The sequence below is a fragment of the Chryseobacterium arthrosphaerae genome (genome assembly GCF_001684965.1).
Classification (GTDB): domain Bacteria; phylum Bacteroidota; class Bacteroidia; order Flavobacteriales; family Weeksellaceae; genus Chryseobacterium; species Chryseobacterium arthrosphaerae.
In genome coordinates, this window is sequence record NZ_MAYG01000031.1 from 236,279 (window position 1) to 260,317 (window position 24,039).

Annotated in this window: 15 protein-coding genes; 10 read left to right on the forward strand and 5 right to left on the reverse strand. The window is 38.6% G+C overall.

Annotation, left to right across the window (positions count from 1 at the left end; genetic code table 11):
* The first annotated feature begins 140 nt into the window (after window positions 1–140).
* Entirely contained in the window at window positions 141–3,053 is a 2,913-nt protein-coding gene (locus BBI00_RS22050; protein WP_065400985.1) for a M16 family metallopeptidase, read from the forward strand.
* A gap of 407 nt (window positions 3,054–3,460) precedes the next feature.
* Window positions 3,461–4,114 (forward strand): C40 family peptidase, encoded by a 654-nt coding sequence (locus BBI00_RS22055; protein WP_065400986.1) that lies wholly within the window; start codon window positions 3,461–3,463, stop codon window positions 4,112–4,114.
* Between the two features lie 89 nt (window positions 4,115–4,203).
* Here the strand turns inward: BBI00_RS22055 and BBI00_RS22060 are convergent, their stop codons facing one another.
* From BBI00_RS22060 to BBI00_RS22080, 5 genes are read right to left on the reverse strand one after another with little or no spacing between them, the layout of a single operon-like run.
* The gene (locus BBI00_RS22060) at window positions 4,204–4,647 is read right to left on the reverse strand and encodes an ABC transporter permease (protein ID WP_065400987.1); all 444 of its coding nucleotides are present in this window, start codon (window positions 4,645–4,647) and stop codon (window positions 4,204–4,206) included.
* Window positions 4,648–4,656: 9 nt separating this feature from the next.
* Window positions 4,657–5,088 carry a hypothetical protein gene (locus tag BBI00_RS22065; RefSeq protein WP_065400988.1) on the reverse strand — a complete coding sequence of 144 codons (432 nt, stop codon included), beginning with the start codon at window positions 5,086–5,088 and terminating at the stop codon, window positions 4,657–4,659.
* Window positions 5,088–6,227: a beta-ketoacyl-ACP synthase III gene (locus BBI00_RS22070; RefSeq protein ID WP_065400989.1), complete on the reverse strand. Its 1,140-nt coding sequence runs from the start codon at window positions 6,225–6,227 to the stop codon at window positions 5,088–5,090. Before BBI00_RS22070 ends, BBI00_RS22065 begins: the two co-directional genes overlap by 1 nt.
* Window position 6,228: 1 nt before the next feature.
* Window positions 6,229–7,143 carry a dialkylrecorsinol condensing enzyme DarA gene (locus BBI00_RS22075; protein ID WP_065400990.1) on the reverse strand — a complete coding sequence of 305 codons (915 nt, stop codon included), beginning with the start codon at window positions 7,141–7,143 and terminating at the stop codon, window positions 6,229–6,231.
* A gap of 42 nt (window positions 7,144–7,185) precedes the next feature.
* Window positions 7,186–10,782: an MMPL family transporter gene (locus tag BBI00_RS22080; RefSeq protein WP_228394817.1), complete on the reverse strand. Its 3,597-nt coding sequence runs from the start codon at window positions 10,780–10,782 to the stop codon at window positions 7,186–7,188.
* Between the two features lie 251 nt (window positions 10,783–11,033).
* On the opposite strand from BBI00_RS22080, the gene BBI00_RS22085 reads away from it, so the two are divergent.
* The 8 genes from BBI00_RS22085 (at window position 11,034) to BBI00_RS22120 (ending at window position 24,036) form a co-directional block, all read left to right on the forward strand.
* Complete coding sequence (locus BBI00_RS22085; protein WP_065400992.1) at window positions 11,034–12,047, forward strand: hypothetical protein; 1,014 nt, start codon at window positions 11,034–11,036, stop codon at window positions 12,045–12,047.
* On the forward strand, window positions 12,044–13,183 hold the full coding sequence (locus tag BBI00_RS22090) for an EpsG family protein (protein WP_228394818.1): 1,140 nt from the start codon (window positions 12,044–12,046) through the stop codon (window positions 13,181–13,183). The genes BBI00_RS22085 and BBI00_RS22090 overlap by 4 nt, the downstream gene beginning before the upstream one ends.
* 208 nt (window positions 13,184–13,391) lie before the next feature.
* A complete protein-coding gene (locus BBI00_RS22095; protein WP_083988618.1) occupies window positions 13,392–16,826 on the forward strand; it encodes a T9SS type A sorting domain-containing protein in 3,435 nt (1,144 codons plus the stop codon).
* A 273-nt stretch (window positions 16,827–17,099) separates the two neighbouring features.
* On the forward strand, window positions 17,100–19,661 hold the full coding sequence (gene topA, locus BBI00_RS22100; protein WP_065400994.1) for a type I DNA topoisomerase: 2,562 nt from the start codon (window positions 17,100–17,102) through the stop codon (window positions 19,659–19,661).
* A 148-nt stretch (window positions 19,662–19,809) separates the two neighbouring features.
* Window positions 19,810–20,880 carry a formimidoylglutamase gene (locus BBI00_RS22105; RefSeq protein WP_065400995.1) on the forward strand — a complete coding sequence of 357 codons (1,071 nt, stop codon included), beginning with the start codon at window positions 19,810–19,812 and terminating at the stop codon, window positions 20,878–20,880.
* 3 nt (window positions 20,881–20,883) lie between these two features.
* Window positions 20,884–21,885, forward strand: a complete 1,002-nt coding sequence (locus BBI00_RS22110; protein WP_065400996.1) for a glycosyltransferase family 2 protein — start codon at window positions 20,884–20,886, stop codon at window positions 21,883–21,885.
* A 112-nt stretch (window positions 21,886–21,997) separates the two neighbouring features.
* Window positions 21,998–23,116 carry a glycosyltransferase family 4 protein gene (locus BBI00_RS22115; protein ID WP_065400997.1) on the forward strand — a complete coding sequence of 373 codons (1,119 nt, stop codon included), beginning with the start codon at window positions 21,998–22,000 and terminating at the stop codon, window positions 23,114–23,116.
* A gap of 35 nt (window positions 23,117–23,151) precedes the next feature.
* The gene (locus BBI00_RS22120; RefSeq protein ID WP_083988619.1) at window positions 23,152–24,036 is read left to right on the forward strand and encodes a polysaccharide biosynthesis/export family protein; all 885 of its coding nucleotides are present in this window, start codon (window positions 23,152–23,154) and stop codon (window positions 24,034–24,036) included.
* The last annotated feature ends 3 nt before the right edge of the window (window positions 24,037–24,039 follow it).

Sequence of the window (24,039 nt, forward strand, 5' to 3'; positions counted from 1 at the left end):
TAATTTGAATGGAAAGTATCTTAAGAAATGCACTCCAGGTTTACTGTTGATACTTGTCATGCGGTATGCTGTAACAAGTAAAGGGTATGATAAGACTAATGGTGCAGGAAATTTGATACAATAACTAACAAATAACAACTATGAAGAAGTTTTTTATTTCTGTTTCGCTTTTCTGTATGCTAAGCGCAATGGCACAGAAATTCGAGACCCAAAAGCTGACCGATGCCCAGGGCTATACTTATGAAACGGTAAAGAATGATCTGGCGGGTGTAAGAGTATACACGCTGAAGAACGGATTAAAGGTTTATCTTGCGAAGAATGAAGATGCTCCGAGAATTCAGACGTATATTCCCGTAAGAACAGGATCAAATAATGACCCAAGTGACAATACGGGGTTAGCACACTACCTTGAACATATGGTGTTCAAAGGAACTTCCCATCTGGGAACTCAGGACTGGGCTAAAGAAAAAGTTCTGTTGCAGCAGATATCTGATCTTTACGAACAGCATAAAGCAGAAAAAGACCCGGCAAAAAAGAAAGAACTTTACAAAAAGATCGATGAGGTTTCTCAGGAAGCTTCCAAATATGCGATCGCCAATGAATATGACAAAGCGATTTCCTCATTGGGAGCTACCGGAACAAATGCCCACACATGGCTGGATGAAACGGTATATAAAAATAACATCCCTTCCAATGAGCTTGAAAAATGGCTTAGAGTAGAAAAGGAACGTTTTTCAGAATTGGTACTGCGTCTTTTCCATACGGAGCTGGAAGCGGTATATGAAGAATACAACAGGGCTCAGGATAATGACGGACGTCTTGTCAACTATGCTTTGATGGAAGCTCTTTTCCCAAAACATCCTAATGGCCAGCAAACCACAATCGGTACTTCCGAGCACCTGAAGAGCCCTTCAATGGTGGCGATCCACAAATATTTTGATACTTATTATGTGCCTAATAACATGGCGGTAGTTTTGGTGGGTGACCTGGATTTTGATAAAACTATAAAATTAGTTGATCAGTATTTCGGAGGATTTAAATATAAAGAACTTCCAATGAAAAAAATGGTGACGGAAGAGCCCATGACAGGTATTGTTTCCAGAACGGTAAAAAGCCCGTCTACTCCGAGGATGACCATTGCATGGAGAACAGATTCTTATGGAACCCAGGAAGCAAGACTGGCAGATGTAGTGGCTGAAATTCTTAGTAACAGAGGTGATGCGGGATTAATTGACCTTAATATTAATCAGAAGCAGAAGACGCTTGGCGCAGGAGCTTATGAATCGCCATTCAAAATGTACGGTTCATTTTCTTTGGTAGTAACTCCTAAAGAAGGACAAAGCTTTGATGACGCTAAAAAGCTCCTGATGGATCAGATAGACCTTGTGAAAAAAGGACAATTCCCGGACTGGATGCTGAAAGCGATCGTTAATGATAAAAAGGTTCAGCGCATGAAAGGCTATGAAACTGCTGACGGGCTTGCAACGGAGCTTTATGATTCTTACATCAAAGGAAGAACATGGGAACAGGAGCTTGATGAGATCAACCAGTACGAAAAAATCACGAAAGCTGATGTTGTAAAGTTTGCCAATAATTTCTTTAAAGATAATTATGTAGTAGTTTATAAAGAAAAAGGAGTGAATGACAAGCTGGTGCGTGTGGAAAACCCGGGAATCACTCCGATCAAACTGAACAGAGAAGCTCAGTCTCCTTTCCTTAAGGATATCTTAAATACTAAGGTAGCAGAAAGTAAGCCTGAGTTTATTGATTATAAAACGGCGATTCAGACTTCACAGATCAAAGACAAGACCGTAAGTTTTGTAAAAAATAAATACAACGAAATTGCCCAGGTAAGCTATATTTTCCCTTTCGGAACAGATAATGATAAAGAGCTTTCTGTAGCAGGAACAGTCTTTGAATATCTTGGAACAGATAAGTACACTCCTGAACAGTTGAAAGAAGAGTTTTATAAGCTAGGAATTACTTATAGTGTAAGAACCTCCAATGATCAGATGGTGATCACATTAAGCGGCCTTGAAAGCAATATGAAGAAAGGAGTAGAGCTTATGAATCACTGGATGACCAATGTAAAAGCTGATAAGGCAATTTACGCACAGACAGTGAAGACCATTCTGGAATCAAGAGCTGCAATGAAGAAAGACAAAGTGAGAATCATGGCTGCCCTTTCGAATTATGCCAAATACGGTAAAGATTCGAGAATGACAGATATTGTTTCCAAAGAACGTCTTGAGAGCATTGATGTGAACGAACTGATTAAAAAGATGAAAACGCTGAACCAGTATCCTTATCAGGTATTCCTTTACGGTCAGGATCAGTCCGGACTGGAAAAAGCGGTGAAACCTTATATTGCCAATACAAGTCTTCATCCTGCAAAAGCGAAGGAATATCCGGAACCGGCTACCACAGGTAAGGTCTATTTTACCAACTATGATATGGTACAGACAGAAATGGCCAAAGTAGCCAAAGGAAGTACTGTAAATCTTGGTAACTTTGGAAAAGCCAATGTATTCAACGAGTATTTCGGTAGAGGATTATCTTCAATTGTTTTCCAGGAGATCAGAGAAAGTAAATCATTAGCTTATACAGCTTATGTTTCTTATGCCAATGCTTCAGAAAAGGGACATGCGAATTATATCACCAACTACATCGGAACGCAGGCAAACAAACTTCCTCTGGCGGTTAACGCAATGAATGACCTTATGGTATCATTACCACAGATTCCTGCCCAGTTTGAAAATGCAAAAGGGTCTGCACTGAAGCAGATCGCTTCCAACAGGATCAACAGAACGAATATTTTCTTCAGCCAGCTGGGATTGAAAAAACTTGGGGTAGATTATGACATCAGAAAGGATATCTATGCTGAAATCCAGGGGCTGACATTACCACAGCTAACAGGATTCTACAATACAGAAGTGAAACCGGTACAATACAATACGGCAATCATCGGTAAGAAAGAAAACCTGAAAATGGAATCTATCAATAAAATGGGCGAATTCCAGGAAGTGTCTCTTGAAGAGATTTTCGGATTCTAATTTTTTAGTTCAGATACTTATAAAAGTGGAGCAGCAATGTTCCACTTTTTTTGTTTAAAACATTTTTCTTTAAATACAGTTGTTCCACGGAATCGGAAAATGTTTCACGTGAAATAAATCATTCATTAATGAAATTGGTGTGTATTTATAGTTCTGTATTTCAGTCGTTTGTAAGATTTTAATTATGAGAAATGATGGAGGATATCCGGTTTTATAAAACAAATATAATAGTTTATTCAGTAGGAGCAAGGCTTTAGCATAACAAACCTGTAAAATCACTATTTCGGGTAATTTTCCTGCATGCGTTGACAGTGTAAATTTGTTATAAACTAAAGCATTATGAGATCTAAGGGGTCTCAAAATATCTGATCAACCGAAAAACAATTAATCATTAAAAACTAGAAATCATGTATTACAAAGTAAAAAAGGGCGATACGCTCGGCAAAATTGCCAAGGCACATAAAGTACCGGTAGAATTGATTCTTGCACATAACCAGACCATTATTAATCCTGATGTAATTTTTGAAGGCCAGTTAATTAATATTCCGAATATTGAAGATATTCCGGTGAAGAAATTCCAGTTTGCCAGACAGCTTACTCCTCAGGATATTGTGAATAAAGCGAGATCCGTAATAGGAAAAAGAATTGTCTATAAATTGGGAGCAGGCGGAATGGATGAAAAATACGCTCTTCCTACAAGGGATGGAGCTTGTGACTGCAGCGGCTTTGTCTGTTGGGTACTTGGATTATCCAGAAAAACGAAAATTCCTTTTTATCAGCCGGGCGGGTGGATCTATACAGATTCTATGGTGGAAGATATCAATCGCAATGCGGGTATTTTCGACAGGCTTACAGTTCCTGAAGTGGGATGTATTGTGGTGTATGGCGCCGGCAAAAAAATCGGGCATGTAGGAATCGTTTCGGAAGTTGAAAATGGAAAAATGAAAAAAGTGATTCATTGCAGCTCCGGAAACTATGCTTCATTCAGGGATGCCATTCAGGAAACCTCACCGAAAGTTTTCGAACGGGCAGATGCGTTGTGGGGCAGATTTGTAGGATAGGAAAGAATGCGTGTCAAAATAAAAGACTGTCTCCTGCATTTGATATTCAAATATAAGAGACAGTCTTATGGTGTTTTGTATATGTTTTATTATGATTGTACTTCCTGAATAAACAGGTTGATTTCTGCCCTGATCAACAATTCATCCTCATTGAAGGTTTCACAGAATATATGGCAGATGTTTTCAAACTGGGAAATGAGTGATGCCTTTGATATGATCTTGTCATTCACTTTGGGAAGGGCGAAAACTTCAATTTTCTTGATATTGGTAATAAAACCGATCACTTTCGTATCAGCTTCAGGGTTTTCAAAGAAACTTTGTCCGAGGATGGATGAACAGGTTTGAGCCAGGTTCTCAATTAGGCCGGCTTCAACAAATTCATTGTTGTGTACAAAGATATTATCTTCTTTTATTTCAAAGGAAGTAACTACTTTTTCCTTGGTCAGCTCCAGGATGTAGTCTGCCATGAGCATCGGTTCACGATGAGGTAAAAAGTTATGTATATTGATGATGTTTTCTTCCCTGATTTCCATTTCTTCCAGTTATTTTACGGCAGTTTTCATTTGTGATTTTGCAATCACTTTGTCATTCAGTCTGGTAACAATGTCTACCAGTGTTACGCCCATTACTTCATTAAGGATCGTGACCTCGGATTTTAGCTGATCACCTGTTTCCGGCAATATTTCAGCTTCAAAAGATTTGATGGCCCCGATGTATCCTGTAGGGGCATCTTTTCCCAGCAGATAGTATTTATATCCGGTATGAAGTGCCACGCTCTGTGCCTGATGTTCGATTAATCCTGAAGCCTGAAAAACTCCATCCTGAACAAACAGGTTGTCTTCTCTGATCTCAAATCCTGAAACGAGATGATTCTCTGAATACTCAGACAATTCGTGTACCATTACAAAAGGTGCCCTTTGCGGAATGAGGCTTTGTACAAAATCCGGATCGGATGTCGGCAGTCTGTTTTCCATTAGCACACTGTTAATAAAGCACAGGAATAAGCGAATCTTCCACTTTCAGGTACGCAAAGAAGTACTTTTTCTCCTTTTTTCAGAGTTCCTGAATTCATTAATTCTTCCAATGCGATAAAGATGGAACCTGCCCCGATATTTCCGACATCAGAAAGGTTGTAGAACCATTTTTCTGCAGGGAAATCCATTCCCTTTTTAGCAAATTCGTCTTTCAGACCTTCCTTAAAATAACCTGAAGAGATATGAGCCAATACATGGTCAATTTTTTCAGGATCTAAATGATGTTTGTCAAAAGAAGCTCTTAAACTCTCGGCTCCTTTTACTAAGATATATTTGTCCAGGATTTTGGTATCCTGTTTAATGGCAAAGATAGATTGCTTCAGCCACTCGTCTGAAGGGTAATCTGCCCATGATTTAAGGCTTCCGTCTTCCTGCTTGTCACATCCTGCATACATACATGCCTCGATTTCGTGTGCATAAGAATAGAAATCAATAAATTCTATTTTCAGAGAGGTACTGTTTTCCCTTGGTTTATTTTCCAGTAAAAAAGAACCTGCTCCATCAGAAAGCATCCATCTCAGGAATTCTCTTTTGAATGCAATGATGGGCCTTTCTTCCAATAGTATTAAATTTTCAGCTTCATGGTTGAATTTATCTGCAGTCATCCATGCAGACATTCTTTCAGAACCGGCGCATACTGCATTTTCCTGTACTCCTGCTTTTACAGAAAGGAAACCGTAGTTCAATGCATTCATTCCGGAGTTGCAGAGACCTGTAGCAGTATTGATTTCAATAGATTTACCTATATTCAGTTCCCCGTGAACCATAGAAGCGTGTGACGGCTGTATCTGGTCCGGAGAAGTAGTTCCTACGGATAATAATTTCATATCTTCCTTTTTGAAATTCTCATCAAAAAGTCCTTCGATCGCTTTTGCTGTAAGCTGTGCATTGGTATGCGTAGGGTTTCCTTCTTTATCTAAAGCGTAATATCTTGTAGTAATTTTATTGTTTCTTAAAATAAGCGATTTTGCTTTAGAAGGTGCGTCATTGATAAGCCCAAGATAAGTCTCCATTTCATCATTAGATACCGGCTCATTGGGTAAATATTTTGAAGCCTTTGTTATAAATACGTCGTACATTCTATTTTAAATTAATTCCTTGTAAATATCTTTTTTGTTTTTGTCTTTTAAACCAAAATATAGGGGTTGTGAGAAGGTGTAATACTAACACGACAGGTGAGATGATCCATATCGCAGCCATCAAATATACCTTAAAGAATTTTATCAGCAATGGACGTTTCTCTTTTTTCTTGATAATCAGATTAGACCATACCGTAAAAATCTTGTTTCCTACCTTTTCTACACGTACTAAAAACGGCCGGATTTCAATGGCTCCGTTTTTTACAAGCTCCGGCTGTAAACTTTCCAGGGTGTTGTTTTTTAAATGACTCTCAATAATCTTGCCGTACTTTACCGAACCTGCAATTTCTTCATCCGAAACTCCTGCAGCAGGAAGTAAGCCGGATTTTTCTTTCTGTCCTGTGGTCAGCCAGCGTAGAATGGTCAGTACACTGGTATAATTGTCATGTCTGTCTACCAATGCAATATTTCCTACAAGTTGAGCTTTCAGGTCTCTTAGGTATATTTTCAGTTTCTCCTGGGAAAGCATCCACATATTACGGGTTCCGGAGATGGTAACTACAGGAGTGTCTTTAAGGATGCTCTCTGCATAGCCACTTTTCAGGAATGAAATGATCGGGATTGATGGGGTAAGGTACCACACCTGATATCCGAACAGGATGAGATCGTATTTTTTATTCAGTATCCCGTCCGAAGGAGGGAAGATCTCTTTCGGGATCTGAAGATAAGATTCCGGGAAGGTATTGAAAAAGACATCCTCCGGCCACGGATAAGGAAAATCTTCTTTCAGCTTAATATTATAATAGGTAACGTCATATGCCTCCTTCTGGGCTTCAAAAGGACCGGCAATATTTCTCACGATATCCTCAAGTTGCCCGGTTTGTGAATAATATATGACAAGTATATTTTTCTTCATTAGTTTTCTTTAGCGTTTACAAAAATATGTTTTTCATATTTATTATTTAGTTTTAAATACTTTTATAGATTCAGAACTAAATTCTAATGTATAATTTTCACTTTCAGACAAGGTGTTTGTGGTATTTACAAAAATGATGGTTTCCGGAAGTTCCTGAATTGTACTGACCGTAAATGTATCATCCGAAACCAGAAGTACATCAATATTCTTGTTGATTTCAGACAGTTCTTCTATATAATGTATCTTTCTTCTTTTAACAAGATAATTGTGTGCTGCCGTTACCCGTTTGTCATCATTTTTAATCAGAGAAAAAATTCTTCTGCCTGCCTGATATAAAGTCAGTAAAACATCTTTCTGGCCATAGTCATCTGCAATGTGAAGAATAGTGGCGTCATTTGAAATATGTTTATTCAGTTCAAAATAGACCGATTTGTTAGCGTTGAAGTCTTTCTTTACTTCTTTCACCACGTCTGTGTCTTTATACAGAAAGCTCAGGAATAACATTTTCTTAAAATAATTCTCATCCTCAATTTCTTTTCTCAGCTGAGCAAATTCCTCCCTATAATATGCGTTGATCTTCTTCGTTCTCTCAGAATAGTTTTTACCGAAGCTCATATCCTCCCTGCTGATTCTGTTCCCTACTTTTACAGTAATGCTTCCGTCATAGATAATGAAATCCCCTTTCGGCAATACCTCAGAGTTCCCGTGAATATAAAGTGGCAGAACGTCCAGATTAAATTGCTCGGCAAGATAAAATGCTCCTTTATGAAATCTTTTGACATCATTGGTATAAGAACGCTCTGCTTCAGGGAATACAACAAGAGAATAGCCCTGGTCAATTTTTTCTTTCAATTTCTCCATCCCGTTTTCAATTCCCTGAGAAACCGGATAAAAACCAAGTGCCCTTACCAGTTTTCCGAAGACAGGGGACTGGTACACCCAGTCATTGACCAGGTAAATGATCTTATGGGTAGCCATTGCAATGGCAAGTGTATCCAGAAAAGAAGTATGATTGGCGATAATAACGGCAGGCTTGCTGAAATCTTCAGCCGTATTTCTGATCACCCTTTTTCTGACAAAAGGATTTGAATACAATACGGATGTTAAAAACCTGGCGAGAATCAATTTTATAATATCTAAGGTTCTTCCTTTGGTATTTTTAATGAATAGGCTTCCGAATGCGGAAAATATCATCCCGCCCAGTCCGTAATACAGAAATGAGAATACGGCGCTTAAAAAAAGTCTCAACGTAATCGGGGATAGCCCTTTTTTTGCCCGGTTGGTAATGAAAAATCTGAACCAGAACGGGTAAAGGGTAGAAGTAATAACGATCACGGAGAACATCCCGATCAGGGCTACCAAAGCCAGGGAATGTAAAGCTGGGTGTTTGGCAAAAATCAATGATCCGATGGAAAGAATGGTGGTGAAAACGGCAAGAATGATTGAAATCCTGTAAGTAGGAAGCTCATTTTTCCCGGTAGTATGCTCTTTCTGCATTGCCTGAGTCAGGAAAATACTGAAATCATCTCCCACGCCAAAAACCAAGGTACATACTACCGTACTGAAGATATTGAGCTCCAGTCCCAGGAAATAAAGAATTCCGGCAGTCACCACGCCCGTCAGAACGATAGGGAACATGGTCAATATTGTCAGTTCAAAATTTCTGAAGAAGACAATAATCGTTAAGATAATAGCTAAAAGAGAATAATTGATCAGTGTATTGAAGTCTCTTTTCAATAGGCCAAGGAAGTTCTCATTCATCTGCTGGCGGTCAATAGCCAGGGCATCATGTTTCTTCTCAATATCTTTAATGAAGGCATCTCTTTTGGTTTCATCTACCTTTACCACATTCGAAACGGTATAGAATCCGTTTTCGTTGCTCATAAACTCAGAGATCTGAAGAGCTTTTACCTTTTCGTAATCTTTCAGGCTTAAAGTAGTATAGTTTTTATTTAAAACCTGATTAAAATTGTCAAAAGCAGAACTGTTGAAGCCCAATTTATTTCCATTGCCAATCAGTTCGGAAATGGTTTCGTTCTTTTTGTTGCCGTTCCAGAAGTTGTTCCATTCTTCAATTTTCTTTTGCTGATCCTTTTCAGACAGAACAACGCTTCCGATAGAATTATAACTTAAGATCTTACCTTGCTTTTTCTCTTTTTCAAGAAAGCTGCTCAGCTCAGAATTACGGGCTAATGCTTCCTCTTCCGAATTTCCGTAAGAGATAGTATAAATAGACTTTGAGGTGATGTCCGAAAGCTTCTGAAGTTTCGCTTCACTGATCTTTAATTCTTTCGGAATATAGTTCAGATCACCGATATCTTCATTGAATCCCACATGCCTGAACCCAAAAAGACAAGCCAGAATGATAACAGAACAGCCGATAATCAGCGGTTTGTTTTTTTCATACGGATACGATCCGATTTTATCGATGAAGTTGGTATTGAGATTTTCTCCTTTTTCTTTAGGCTTATACAATTGAGGAACAATAATCAGGGCGGTAAAGGAAGATAGAATTACTGTGATTGCTGCAAAAAGTCCCAGATCTTTCAAAGCTTCAGAGCGTACAAAGACAAGACAAAGAAAAGAAACTGCAGTGGTTGCGCTACTCAGGATGATAGGCTGGGTAATTTCTTTGTAAAGTTCTTCAATATTGTTATTGTGCTTATAATGCGTCAGAATATGCAGGGCATAATCTATCGTAATCCCGATCAGAATGGCGCCCACACTTAAAGAGATGGCAGAAATTTTATCTTTAATGAAATATAAGACCAGCAGGGCAAGCAATACGGAAAATACTGTAGGTAAGAAAACAATGATTGGGGTAAAAAAGTTTCTGAAATAATAAATCAGAAGCACCAGAAGCACCGTCATGGAAATTACAACGGTATTCTGGATGTCCTTCTTGATTTGCTGGGCATTGGCTACTGCAATGACCGGAGAACCAAAATAGCTGATTTCCGTTTTTCCTTTAAACTGTTTGTTGAGACTGTCTTTGATAATGTTGAGCTGATCTACAAAAAACTCGTTGGCCTTTGTATCATTGCTTTTGTTTTTCGGATCAATGAAAAGCAGAAGATTTTTTCCGTCTTTGGTTACAATGTAGCTGTCTTCCAGTTTAAAATCCTTGCTGATATTTAATGCATTCAACTTCCTGATGCCGAGAAAAGTAAGTCCCAAAGGATCTTTTTTGATGAATTCCTTGGTGACAAGACTTGTAGGGGAGGCCAGTGAGATATAATTGTTCTCCACCTGGCGGGCAATGCTGTCTTTCCGGATCTTCCGGTCTATCTCTCTGTAATCTTCGGTATTTAGAAACAGGGGTAAGTTCTGGCTGACAAAATCAAATGTTTCCGAGATCTCATCATCATTTACCTTTCCCTGAACAGAACTTATATATTTTTGTAAAGGTTCTGTTTTCTGTAAAAAAGTATCGGCTGTTTCAGAGAGCTGGAAGCTGTCTTCATTAGATTTGTTTTCTATAATGACAATGATCTTGTCTGAAAAATTAAGCTGCTTAAGAACTTTCGCCGTAAGATCTGATTTTTCATTTTTAGGAATGATCTGATTGATATCTTCCTCAAAATTGATTTTGGAAGCAAAGAAAACACATAATGTGGCAATTCCCAGTGCTGTAAACACAGAGAGAACTTTATTTTTGGAAATCAGATAATATAAAAATATAAAAAAGCGATGCATTGCATTTGGATCAAGTCTGCAAATTTAAATTTTTAAGAATTAGTGCAAAATACTTAGACCATAAGTTTTGGCTGAAAATCAATAAAATATTCTAGGAAGAATGAAAAAAAATTCTACTTTTGCAAAAGTTCCCCTTTAATAAAATGTATTTTAAACCACAATTATTATTAAGAAAATAAGAATCTGTTTTAGATATGTTGAAAAGAAATGATGAAAAAATAAACGGATTTCTATTTGTAATAGTGCTTCCGTTTCTCCTGTTTGCCATGTCCTATTACGGGTTCGAATCCTCCTATACAAGATTAAAAACCTCAGAGAAAACACCGGACTTCCTGTTTTCGTCCGTATATGCTTACAGAGTGATTCCCAACTACCTCAGTGTACAGATGACAGATCTGATGTACGGTCTGATCAACGGACCCCTGGCTTTTTTTAAAGATTTTTTATCCAAGAACGGAACCCCTTTTTATCATGGGCTCTTCGTGATGAACAGCGTGTTTTTTATAGGATGTTCATTGGTTTTAAATTCCATATTCAGACTTAAGGCGGCAGGTCTTCTTTTGAATCTGAATGCAAGGAGAATCATCCATCTTGTATCGGTCTTCTTTATTGTTATTACGCAGTATGCCCCTACCAACTGTGATACCATTGCTCTTTTCTGCTATCTGACAGGAGTGCTGTTCACACTGAAGTATCTGCATACCCGCAAGAATATCTTCCTTTATCTTCTGACTGTTCTGATAGCAATATCTACATTCGTAAGGGAAACGGCGTGTATTAACATTGCTTTTTTCGCAGCAGTATTCTTCAGTATTGATGACCTGAAAAAGGGAAACTATCAAATGGTCTGGAGAGTCATTCCTCTTGTTATTGCTTTTCTTGTTCCGTATCTGGGGCTGAGGGCAATATTGGTGCAGGAAGAAACTACTTTTGTAGAAGGTTTTTATATCAACAGAAATTTTTCAAGCCCTTTTAACCTTGCAGGGCTCCTTTTTGCAGCAGTTGTTTTGTATTTTATATACAGGCTCTGTACAGGTGAAGAAAACAGAAGCGTTTTCAGAAAATATCTTTTTTTTTCCGTTCCGTATCTTCTTATGATTACCTTAGTGGGGCTTTTTTGGGAAGTAAGGCTTTTTTTGCCTTTGATTCTGACCGGAATCATAACAGCCTATCATCAGTTTAAAAAAACATCAGAGATTAAAGCATGAGTTTATTACACCCATATTATCTAGTTGCGATTGTCTATATGCTGTTCTTCAGTATTCAGGAAGTTTTTGGCAAAAAAGTAGATAAAAAATGGTTCTGGTTCCTGGCAGTTTACTTTATAATTATTGTAGGCCTTCGGGATGATGTTGGTCCGGATTATGGAAGTTACAAAGGGATTTACATTTATTCCGATACCAAAAGCTATTACAGTATTTTCCTGAAGATGCTCCATATGAAAGGTCCGGAGACGCTGGATGTGGAATGGCTGTATACGCTGATCAATAAGATTCTCCTGAATATTTTTGATGCGCCGTTTTATATGGTGACCTTTGTGATTGCTATTTTTGCCATGATATTCAAGGTGGAATATACGGAAGATAATACTTTTTATCCCTTTACCTTTACCCTGTTTATGTTTATCCCCAATTTCTTTATCGGGGAAAGCGGGCAGATCAGGCAAAACCTCGGAACATTCATTGTTTATTTTGCCATCAGGTATATCAAGGAAAGAAAACTCTGGCATTATTTATTTTTCATATTCATAGGGTCCGGTATACACAGTGTATGTTATCTGTTCCTGCCGATGTACTGGCTGGCGCGTGTTCCTTTAAACAAGGCTGTCATGCTGATTATGATCATTGGCTCGGTTTTCTTGTCTCCGTTTGAAATCTATAGATCCTTTGGAGGCTTTCTGGATGGTATGACGTCTGATATTGAGCTGATTGAAGGGTTTAACGGATATATGAATGAAAGTATACAGCGTTTGAACGGTGGTATCGGGATCCCCGAGGTCATGATGGCAATCCTTACCTTTTTCCTCTTTGCCTTTGACAATAAGATGAAAGAAAAGTTTCCGTATTATGAATACCATAGAAACTATGCCGTGATTGGGATTTGTTTATATTTTATCTTTAGAAATAACCCGATCTTTTCATCACGGCTTGCCGGTGCTTTCATCGGATTCTCGTATATCATCATCCCGAATGCCATGTATGTTGTTACAGCAAGAACCAAAGCTCTGATCTATACATTTATCATCTCACTTGTTGTATTCAATTTTGTGGTTTTCTCGATCTTCAATAATATTAAAGCAGGACGTTTCTCTATAGAGCGATATAAAAACCATATACTTCCTTAATGTTTTCCTGATTTAATACTCATAAAGACAGCTGTTAAGCTGTCTTTTTCTTTTATACAGGTGTTTTGCTTTATGAATGCTATTGGGTTTTATGTTGAAATATTAATATCATAATTAAAATATTTTAAATTTATTTATAAAATAAATCTCTTTTTGTTGATTAAGGCTTAAAAATTGTATTTCGCTAAAGACACACAAATCCATAAGTATGAAACGGTTAGCTGAAAAATTGGCGGCAGTCATTTGCCTGGTAGGAATGGCAGTTGGTTTTAAAGGAAATATAATTTCAAAACGGAGTTTTCTTTCAGGTAGGACTTTCAATGATGTGTCAACCATAAAAAAAGCAGACTCACTTGTAGTACCGGGCAATAAGTATAGAACTAAAGTACTGATTCCGGATTGGAAAAAAGCTCCCAATAGCTACATTTTCGATATTGCTCAGAACAGTGAAGGGTTGTTGATCCCGGTAAAAAAAGCATATGCAATGTGGGAAGGAGGAGGATACCTTAATGGCAATGGGATTCCTGCGGGACCTGTGACGGCAGATGTATTATGGGAAGATGCTCATGGGCTGATAAAGTCAGGGACTAATTATACTTTGGAGATTGTGGGTTCCGGGCAGAGTGCAAAAATAAAAGTGCCCATAAATAAAGCGAAAAAAGGAAATGCTGTAGTAGCCCTGAAGGTAAATGGTGAGATTTACTGGAGCTGGCATATCTGGGTGACAGACGATCCTACAAATGGCTCCACTTACAAAAGTTTTAACAATATTAAAAGAATGAAGGCCGACGGAACGGTTGAGCCTATCCCGGATTCTGACTGGAAATGGATGGACAGAAATTTGGGTGCATTAACGGGTTCTATGACTTCATCAGACTGGAACAGAAATATCGGACTGCTGTATCAGTGGGGAAGAAAAGATCCCATTCCGCCTTTAGTGACAAGAGGAAATGACTTCTATGAAGTTTCCGGATCGGCAGGCCGCATCAGGCATCGGGGAGCAAAAAATATGACCAATGCAATAAGTATTGATGATCTCAGGAAGTTTGTTTTACTTTCCGGCGCTGAAGTAAGTAGCAATATAAGACTTGCAGTGAAAAACCCGTTGAGCCTTATTTATGTGAATAAAGATGACAATTCAGGTCAGGCCTATTACAATAATAATGTCAATCTTCCTGTCAATTGGTTCGGAAGATCCACAAGCCTGCCGAATAACAGACTTCCTGAACTTAATCTTTGGTCTGATAATGCACAGGGCAAAATTGAAACGGCTTATAATACAGACGACAAAGCCAAACCTTACCGGGATAAATCTCCTTATGATCCCTGTCCGAATGGCTGGCGGATTCCTTCCGTATTGGTAGCCAACCTGGCATCTCCTTCCTATACTGATGATATCCGGATAGACTTTTCACCTTTCGGGGTCAAAACAAATATGGCTAAAAATATTTTCGAAACCAATAAATATCATATTATAAAACCTACGGATGCCGGAGTTCCCGGGTTTATGACAGGATTTAAAGTATATCCCAATATCGGGTTCGATCTCTCTGCTGCCGGTGGAACTGATATGGGGATTTTTCCGGGAACCGGGCAGTTGATCAGGGGAGCACACTTAGGGCAGTATAGTGATCAGCACCATATCGCTTTGTGGACGGCAACAATGACCCGGCATTTTGATACGTCACCGGCGGTAAGTGTGAGAGGGCTGTCGATGATCCCGGATAAAACCCAGCCGGATGTTCCTGATCCCAACTATCCTGATATCAAAGGAAGGTATTACTATTTCCCTCTTTCCGGAATGTATACTTCGGATGCCAACGGATGCCGGTGTATCAAAGATCCGTTGTATGTTGTGAATGATTATGATTTCCCTACAGAATATTTACCTCCCGCAGCAGAATACAGAGAAGGTCTGAGTAATCCCAATGCCTATCAGATTGTAAAAAGCGGCTCATCTTCCATTATTGAAATACCTGTGAGTAAAGCATTTTCGGTTCAAAGCCAGTTGCTTAATAATACGGAAATTTTAAACCCTTCAAATTTTAATAATTTAAAAGCAAATGTACTATGGACTACGAATTCCGGTCTGATCAGTAAAATTTCAATGGTTAATGCATCCCCGTCTTCACTTCAGGATCTGGCAAATTCCAGAATCTCCGTGGAAATAGCTCCCAACCAGAGCGGAAATGCCGTCGTGACCTTACATAACGGCAGTATCTCTGCCCCTGTATACTGGAGCTGGCATATCTGGGTGACAGATACTCCTGTCACCGGTTATACTTATACAACTGAAGCTCCGGTAGCCACAGCAGTGAACTATATAAACTATGTAAATAAGGCAGATGTTGTATTGCAGACCACATTTATGGATCGTGATATGGGCGCAGTGGATGTTTTCCCCAACGTGGTAAATCCTCTTTCTCCTACTGCGGAAGAACTGACAAGAATACGGGCTTCTGCAGGAATGCATTATCAATGGGGAAGGAAAGATCCTCTTCCGGTATTTCAGAACATTGATAATAAAAGCTTCTTTAATTTGTTTTTAGGAACAGTGGCAGCTAACGGAACGGTTTCTTATGCCACGCTTACTCCCGATGTTTACAACAATTTGTCAGGAACCTATATTGTTCCTTATAATACCTATGCAGCATCATCCGGAGTACAGGATGCAGATAAATCGGCAGACAGAATTTCTAAAATATTATCATATTCAGTTAAAAATCCTTTGATATATATGATTCCGAGTGTTTTTGCCCCTTTTAACAGTGCGGTACCTAACTATACAAACGGGACAGACTGGCTGGGAACAGAGCCTAACCTCGCACTGGACAGATGGGGAAGAGGGGGAGAGAAATCCCCGTTTGACCCTTGCCCGGAAGGATGGAGAATTCCGGATGTAATGGATGTGGCATTGGTTTCGGGATCAGATTTCGGTCAAACCCCCTGGTATAAAAAAGATAAAAATATAGCAACTTCTTATAGTATAAGTGCAGACTATTCAGGAACCAGAGTCAGACATCCGTCCAATGCTTCTACCATGGGATATGTGTTCGGCAACCCGGCGTATCCGATAGGTAATTATCCGGATTCCGGAGCACGGGGATTTAGAAGCGTGATTGCGAATCAGTCTCCACAGGGAACGTTCAGTAGTATCAATTTTCAGTATTTTGGTGTCTGGACCGGAGCTCTGGCTTCAAATTATCTCGGAAGACCTGTAAATATACTTTTCCATGCAGCCTCTTCAACGAACAGGTTTATAGCCTATCATGATAATAATGATCCGTATTTTGGAATGGGGTGCCGATGCGTGAAAATAAAGTATGATGCCAATGGGGATGAAGAAGGACCCGTGTCAAGAAATGGCATTGTACCTGTTAATCAGACATTGGGCACGGCGAATGCAGAAGCAAAAACTACGGGGGACAAAATTTCTTTCTATCCTAATCCAGTACTGGGAACGCTTTACATAAAAGCCTCGCAAAACAAAGATTATTATTATCAGATTTATAATGCATTGGGTCAGCTTGTGAAATCAGGGAAATTTGTCAATAATCAAACCGATGTATCATCATTGAGTGAAGGTGTGTATTTAATCAGAATCAATAATTCTGAAGCGGTTGAAAAAATTATCAAACGCTAAGTGTTTAAAAGGAATGACAACAGCGGATTTTGCCGGCAGTTTCGCCTTCCTGTAATGAAGCATATTTTTTGCATCTATGGCAACTGATGAAAAATTCTATATCATTAATATTTATACGTTAATAAGCGGCTAAACCATACAGTACAAAGGACTTGGTCCCTTTATACAGGGTTGCGGGAACGGTTGGTAAACAGCTTCAATTGTTAAATTAAACCCTTTTTACAAAAAGTATATAATAAAAAAGCTTTACTTTTGCAAAAATTTTTAGTTAGAATGTCGAAAAATTTAGTAATCGTAGAGTCCCCGGCAAAAGCAAAAACTATTCAGAAATATTTAGGAAAGGATTTTGAAGTGAAATCCAGTTTCGGGCATATCCGTGATCTTCCTAAAAAAGGAATGGGTATAGACCTTGCCACATTCAGTCCTGATTACGAAGTTTCAGCAGACAAAAAGAAATTGGTAACCGAATTGAAGGCTGCAGTAAAGAAAGCAGATATGGTATGGCTTGCTTCCGATGAGGACCGTGAGGGAGAAGCTATTGCATGGCACCTGGCAGATGAGTTGAAACTGAAGCCGGAAAACAGAAAAAGAATTGTTTTCCATGAGATTACCAAAAACGCCATTCTAAAAGCTATTGAAAACCCAAGAGATATTGATCAGAACCTGGTGAATGCTCAGCAGGCAAGAAGGGTGTTAGACAGAATTGTAGGTTTTGAAATGTCTCCGGTTTTATGGAAAAAAGTAAAACCAGGACTTTCTGCAGGAAGAGTGCAGTCTGTAGCCGTAAGATTAATTGTTGAAAGAGAAAAAGAAATCCGTGAGTTTACTCCTAAAGCGAGTTTTAAACTTGACGGGATCTTCTTAAATAATACAGAGCAGGAAATTGCTGCCAAACTAAAAAAAGATTTCGAGAAAGAAGAGCAGGCTGAAAAGTTTCTTGAGCAGGCCAAGACTACGGAATTCAAAGTTCTGAACGTTGAAACAAAGCCTGGTACACGTTCAGCATCAGCCCCTTTTACCACTTCTACATTACAGCAGGAGGCTTCTTCAAGATTAGGATATAATGTGACCAGTACCATGCGTCTGGCACAGAGACTTTATGAAGAAGGGTTTATTACTTATATGAGAACAGACTCGGTAAACCTTTCCCAGGAAGCAATTGAAGGAGCTAAAAAACAAATTATTTCAGAATACGGAGCAGAATATTCTTCTCCAAGAAATTATACCACAAAATCTGCATCGGCACAGGAAGCCCACGAAGCGATCCGTCCTACAGATTTTGCCGTGAAAAGTATAGGAGATGCACAGCTGAATAAACTGTACCAGCTGATCTACAGAAGAACCCTTGCCTCCCAGATGGCGAATGCCAAAATTGAGAAGACGGTCATTGAGATCGGGAATGCATCACTGCCTCATCATTTTGAAGCCCAGGGAGAGGTCATTATTTTTGATGGTTTCCTGAAAGCTTACGGTATCGTAAAAACCGAAGATGATGATGAAGAAAACAACGAAAAACTATTGCCAAAAGTAAAAGTTGGTGAGATTTTAAATTATAAAACCATTACTGCTACCGAGAAATTCACGAGACCAAGTGCAAGATATACCGAAGCGGGACTGGTAAGGAAACTTGAAGAATTAGGGATTGGTAGACCTTCTACTTATGCACCAACCATTCAGACCATTCAGAACAGGGAATATGTGGACAAGCGTGAAATTGAACCGCAGACCCGTGAGGTGATCAAAATGTCTTTAACAAAAGATAAGATCAAAAAAGTGGTGCTTGACGAGAAATTCGGAGGTGATAAAAATAAATTCGTTCCTACGGACATCGGGGAAGTGGTGAATGATTTCTTAACCGATAACTTCAGAGAAATTCTGGATTATGGCTTCACAGCAAGAGTGGAAGAAGGATTTGACGAAATTGCCAACGGTGACCAGAAATGGAAAGAAATGATGACGGATTTCTACTCAAAATTCCACCCGAGAATTGAAGATGTAGAAGAAAATGCAGACCGTGCAACAGGTGACAGGCTGTTGGGCGTTGATCCGAAGACCGGTAAAAATGTTCATGCAAGAATCGGAAGATTCGGAGCAATGATTCAGATTGGTGAGACTGATGATGAAGAAAAACCGATTTTTGCCTCTTTAATGGCCGGTCAGAATATTGCCACCATCACTTTTGAAGAAGCCCTGGAACTTTTCAAATTACCTTTTGAGCTGAGTGAAGTGGATGGGCAACCGGTATCTGTTGGCGTTGGCAGATTCGGACCTTATGTGAAATGGGGAGATACTTATATCAGCATTCCGAAAGGGGAAGATCCGCTTTCCGTAGATCAGAAACGTGCAGAGGAAATCATCAGTGAAAAGAAAATTGCTGATGCACCTATTGCAACCTATAAAGGAGAGCCGGTAACAAAAGGAACAGGAAGATTCGGGCCGTTTATCAAATACAGGGATATTTTTGTAAACGTTCCGAAGAAATATAACTTTGACAATCTTTCTCAAAGTGATATCAACGAGCTGATTGATGCTAAACTGGAAAAAGAAGCCAACCGGTACATCCAGCAGTGGGAAAAAGAAAAAATTTCCATTGAAAACGGAAGATGGGGACCTTTCATTAAATTCGGAAAAGCAATGTTCAAAATTCCGAAGAAAAAAGATGATACGAAATATGATGCAGAAGAGCTGAAAGAAGTTTCTCTGGATGAGGTGAAAAAATGGATCACCGATCAGGATAAAAATGCCTTTGCAGAAAAGAAAAAGCCTGCCGCCAAAAAGGCAGCCACTGCAAAAAAAACAACAGCCGCAAAGAAACCGGCAGCTAAAAAGAAGTAATCTTAAAACAATAATACAAAGCCGTTAACAGATCGTTGTTAACGGCTTTTTTATGAACAAAACCAGTCATAGCCTGTTCAGTTGCGGTGTTTTTTTGTATGTTTGTTACATCAAGCAAATTATCAATTATTATATTTCAAATTAAAATATGGATTTTGAAGACTTTATCATTTCACCAAGAAATTTCAAAACAGAAAGCTGGCAGATAGGAAGTCGGATTACAAAAGTTATCAGGGAAGACAGTATTGTGCTGTTATTTGTTTCTGATTACAGAGGAGCGGGCGGGGACGCAGAAGTGCAGGATTTCACGGCAGTAAGAAAGGAATTTTATAAACTTTCGCAGATGGACTTCGAAATTCCTGTTGTAGATCTTGGCGATCTGGTATCGGGGAAATCTGTTCAGGATACCCATTATATCCTGCAGGAAGTACTGTCGGCATGCCATTATAAAAGAGCAATTCCTGTGATCATCGGAGGTTCCAATGATTTTGCTTTTTCATTATTTTCTGCACTGAATTTTCACAACAAAAGCATCAATTATACCCAGATCAGTAATATCATTTCTCTTCAACAGGGAGAAACGATCAATGAATATACCTTTTTAAGCAAGATTTTCGGAGCCAAGAATTTCTCCATTAGAAATTATCATCATCTGGGTTATCAGAAACACCTCAATGAGATGGATTCCGTAAGATTGATCAAAGAAGTGGAGTTTGATATTATCCGTCTTGCAGAAATGATGAATTCTACTGAAAAAACAGAGCCTTTCTTCAGAAAAGCAGATCTGGTGACGCTAAATTGCGATGCTGTTGAGAGCTTCAGTGAACCTTTTTCTATGAATCCGCAGGTCAATGGTTTAAACAGAAGAGAAATCTGTGCTTATATGAAAGAGATCGGCCTCAGTGAAAACCTGAAATCCGTAGGGATCTTTAATTATAATATTTATTCGGAAAATCAGCTGAACCATCAGCTTTTAGCACAGATGCTCTGGTATCTGATCGAAGGAATCAATATCCAGCATACCCATCCGAAAGAAAGACATTATGAATTGTTTTATGTCCTGATTGATGACAGGCAATACGCATTCAAGCGTGATACTTTCAGCAATCTGTGGTATTTTGGTGATGACGAAAATATAGAGAACTGTATTCCGTGTTCCAGAAAAGACTTTGATGAAGCTAAAAAAGGCTGGCTGAATGCACGACTGACGAAAATTTAATGTATGACACAAGTTCCCTCAAAAGTTTCCATCATTGTTCCCGTTTATAATGTCGAAAATTATCTGACAAAATGCCTCGATTCTCTCATTGGGCAGAGTCTGCAGGATATTGAAATCATTGTGGTGAATGATGGAAGTAAAGATAAATCTGAAGAAATTATTCAACAATATGCTCAGCAGTATCCTGAGAAAATAAAAGCCTTCAATAAAGAGAACGGGGGCTTAAGTGATGCCCGTAATTTCGGAATTGACAAGGCAACGGGAGATTATATAGGTTTTGTGGATAGTGACGATTATGTGACGGAGACGATGTTTGAAGAAATGCATCTTCTGGCTGAAAAACATCAGGCTAAAATGGTCATCTGCAACATCCGGAAAGTAGATGAAAACGGAAAGGTTACCCAAAAACTGACCCAGTTACCCAATATGCCGGAGCGTATTATCCTTGAAAATAATTTTTCGGTTTTTGCCGATGTCAGTTATTTTGCCTGTAATAAACTGTTTAAAAAAGAGCTTTTTGATCAGAAAAGATTCAAGAAAGGCGTTCATTTTGAAGATATACAGCTGATTCCTCAGCTATTGCTGGAGTGTGATGCCATTGCACAGACCCAGAACTACCATTATCAGTACCTGGAGCGTTCAGATTCCATTACCCGGACTCACACAGAGAAAGGGCTTGATATGCTGAAGGCGGTAATGGATGTAGAACAGGCTTTTGGCGAATCAAAATATTCCCACAAAAAAGAAGAACTGAAAAATTTTCAGATATTTGAAGGGGTCTATTCTTTCCTGGCATATCTGGCGTTTGTGAAAAAAGAGGACTTATTTTACAAAATGTCAGATGAGCTGTCTGCTTTCATGAGAGAAAGACAAATAAAAATTCAAGATATATTGAACTATAGTCGTTTTGGTAAAAATTATCTTTTATCTTTGCCATTGAAAAAAAAGATTTTTTATCTGTTATTTTTTGCCGGACAGAAAAAACTGATAAGAAAATTAATATAAACACAAATGTAAGTACTATTGTTTCGATCAATAGAAAATGGATGCCGGAGCTTATTTTTATAAGACAGCATTTTAATTTTCATGGGAGATACAAGTGCTGGATAAGAAAAGAATGAAAAATTTTGAATTGTTCTTAAGCGGGTCGGGGATACCTATTTTCTATGTGAAGGTAGGATTGAGTTTCGTGTTCTCCTTTTTAATTACTTTTTTCTCTATTCCTACTATCGTAAAGATTTCCAGAAGAAAAAATCTTATGGATGAGCCGGGAATAAGAAGTTCTCACCTTAGAAAAATTCCCAATCTGGGAGGTATTGCCATATTTTATTCCATCGGGATCTGTGCATCTATCTTTGCGTACGAGCTTTTTGATCTCTATAAGTTTCTGTTTGCTTCGTTTATTATCCTGCTGTATGTAGGAGTAATGGATGATATTGTTGTGATGAGGGCTTATAAGAAGCTGGTTGCACAAATTGTGGTGTCTTCATTGGTGGTGATCGGTTCAGATATCAGGATCAGAAGCTTATTCGGGATATTCGGGGTGTATGAGCTGGGGTATTTTGTAAGTGTCCTTTTCAGCATCATTACTTTTATTATCCTGATCAATGCTTTCAATCTTATTGACGGTATAGATGGGCTGGCCGGAGGATATTCGGTGATCTGCAGTGCCTTGTTCGGGATAAGTTATTACAGGTTGGGGGAGTACAATTATCCTTTGGTAGTGCTGTCTGTGATTATTATAGGAACTGTACTGGCATTTTTGTATTACAATCTTTCAAATTACAGGACCAATAAAATATTTATGGGAGACACCGGCTCTATGCTGCTGGGTTTCTTGCTGGCCTTTACTTCTATTTGTTTTATTGATATTTTTATTGATAAAAAACTGATTGACGTGCCGAGATACCATCTGCAGTCTGCACCTGTGGTAGCAGTTGCCATTCTTATTCTTCCGATTGTAGATACCCTGAACGTGATTATGGTGAGGCTTTATAATAAAAAATCACCATTTGATGCGGATAAGAACCATATTCACCATAAACTTCTGAAATTAGATCTTACGCACAGGAGATCTACCTTTTACATCATTCTCTATTATCTGATGATCGTAGCAGTTGCTTATTATTTCAGACACATTAATGTAAACTTGCTTCTTTTAATTGTTGTAGCACTGGGTTTTTTCGGGGCCTATCTCCCGGATTTGCTATATCGGTTAAGAAATAACAAAAATTAACAATTAAATATTACTTTTGTAAACAATATTCAAATATGATGAAGAACTTTAAGTATTTATTTTTAATATTACCTTTTTTAGTGACCTCATGCATCACAACAAAAGATGTGAGGTATCTGCAGCCAAGCGAAAGTCTTGTCATCAACGAAGAAGGTCTTGTTCCCTACAACATTCCTGTGTACAGGATTACAAAAAATGATATTCTCAACCTGAATATTGTAACAACTCCCAAAGGAGATGCTGCACAGTTCTACTCTTCTTACAACACTTCCGGAGGATTAAACGCCGGAATTGGAATAAGTTCTGCTTTATCTGGAGGCGGAGGAGTAGGAGGCGGAGCAAACGGCGGTGGAGCCGGATCCCGGGGCGGAAATATGAACTTCTACTTTAACGGCCTGAAAGTTGACTCCAACGGTGATATCAATATTTTTGGAATAGGATATGTAAAAGCAGAAGGAAGAACCCTTGATGATATTACAAAAGAAATCCAGCAGAAAGTCAACGAAAACTTCCAGGAAGGAAAATCCGAAGTCAGACTGAATACTGACGGAATTACATATTATATTCTCGGAGATGTAGAAACAACAGGACTTTCCGGAGAAAAAGTAGCACACAAAAATACCCTTACCATTACTGAAGCTTTGGCAATCAATGGAGGACTGAACAGGACCATTGATAAAAAAGAAGTGGTGATTCACAGAAAACTTCCGGAAGGAATTAAAATTGCCAAAATAGATCTTACCCGTGAGGATCTTATGAATTCTCCTTATTATTACGTACAGAATGGTGATGAAATCTATCTGAATACAAGAGCGAAAAGCTTGAACGGATTTGGAAAAGATCCTATTCAGACTTTAACTACAGGTGTTTCGGTAATTACTACTGCGTTGTCGATTTATTTACTTCTAAAAAATCTTTAATCC

Bases quoted from the DNA above. Each gene is read 5' to 3' on its own strand.
- BBI00_RS22110 (WP_065400996.1), top strand. From the start codon at position 20,884: ATGACACAAGTTCCCTCAAAAGTTTCCATCATTGTTCCCGTTTATAAT.
- BBI00_RS22050 (WP_065400985.1), top strand. From the start codon at position 141: ATGAAGAAGTTTTTTATTTCTGTTTCGCTTTTCTGTATGCTAAGCGCA.
- BBI00_RS22115 (WP_065400997.1), top strand. From the start codon at position 21,998: ATGAAAAATTTTGAATTGTTCTTAAGCGGGTCGGGGATACCTATTTTC.
- BBI00_RS22105 (WP_065400995.1), top strand. From the start codon at position 19,810: ATGGATTTTGAAGACTTTATCATTTCACCAAGAAATTTCAAAACAGAA.
- BBI00_RS22060 (WP_065400987.1), bottom strand. From the start codon at position 4,647: ATGGAAATCAGGGAAGAAAACATCATCAATATACATAACTTTTTACCT.
- BBI00_RS22075 (WP_065400990.1), bottom strand. From the start codon at position 7,143: ATGAAGAAAAATATACTTGTCATATATTATTCACAAACCGGGCAACTT.
- BBI00_RS22085 (WP_065400992.1), top strand. From the start codon at position 11,034: ATGTTGAAAAGAAATGATGAAAAAATAAACGGATTTCTATTTGTAATA.
- BBI00_RS22120 (WP_083988619.1), top strand. From the start codon at position 23,152: ATGATGAAGAACTTTAAGTATTTATTTTTAATATTACCTTTTTTAGTG.
- BBI00_RS22065 (WP_065400988.1), bottom strand. From the start codon at position 5,088: ATGGAAAACAGACTGCCGACATCCGATCCGGATTTTGTACAAAGCCTC.
- topA (WP_065400994.1), top strand. From the start codon at position 17,100: ATGTCGAAAAATTTAGTAATCGTAGAGTCCCCGGCAAAAGCAAAAACT.
- BBI00_RS22095 (WP_083988618.1), top strand. From the start codon at position 13,392: ATGAAACGGTTAGCTGAAAAATTGGCGGCAGTCATTTGCCTGGTAGGA.
- BBI00_RS22070 (WP_065400989.1), bottom strand. From the start codon at position 6,227: ATGTACGACGTATTTATAACAAAGGCTTCAAAATATTTACCCAATGAG.
- BBI00_RS22090 (WP_228394818.1), top strand. From the start codon at position 12,044: ATGAGTTTATTACACCCATATTATCTAGTTGCGATTGTCTATATGCTG.
- BBI00_RS22055 (WP_065400986.1), top strand. From the start codon at position 3,461: ATGTATTACAAAGTAAAAAAGGGCGATACGCTCGGCAAAATTGCCAAG.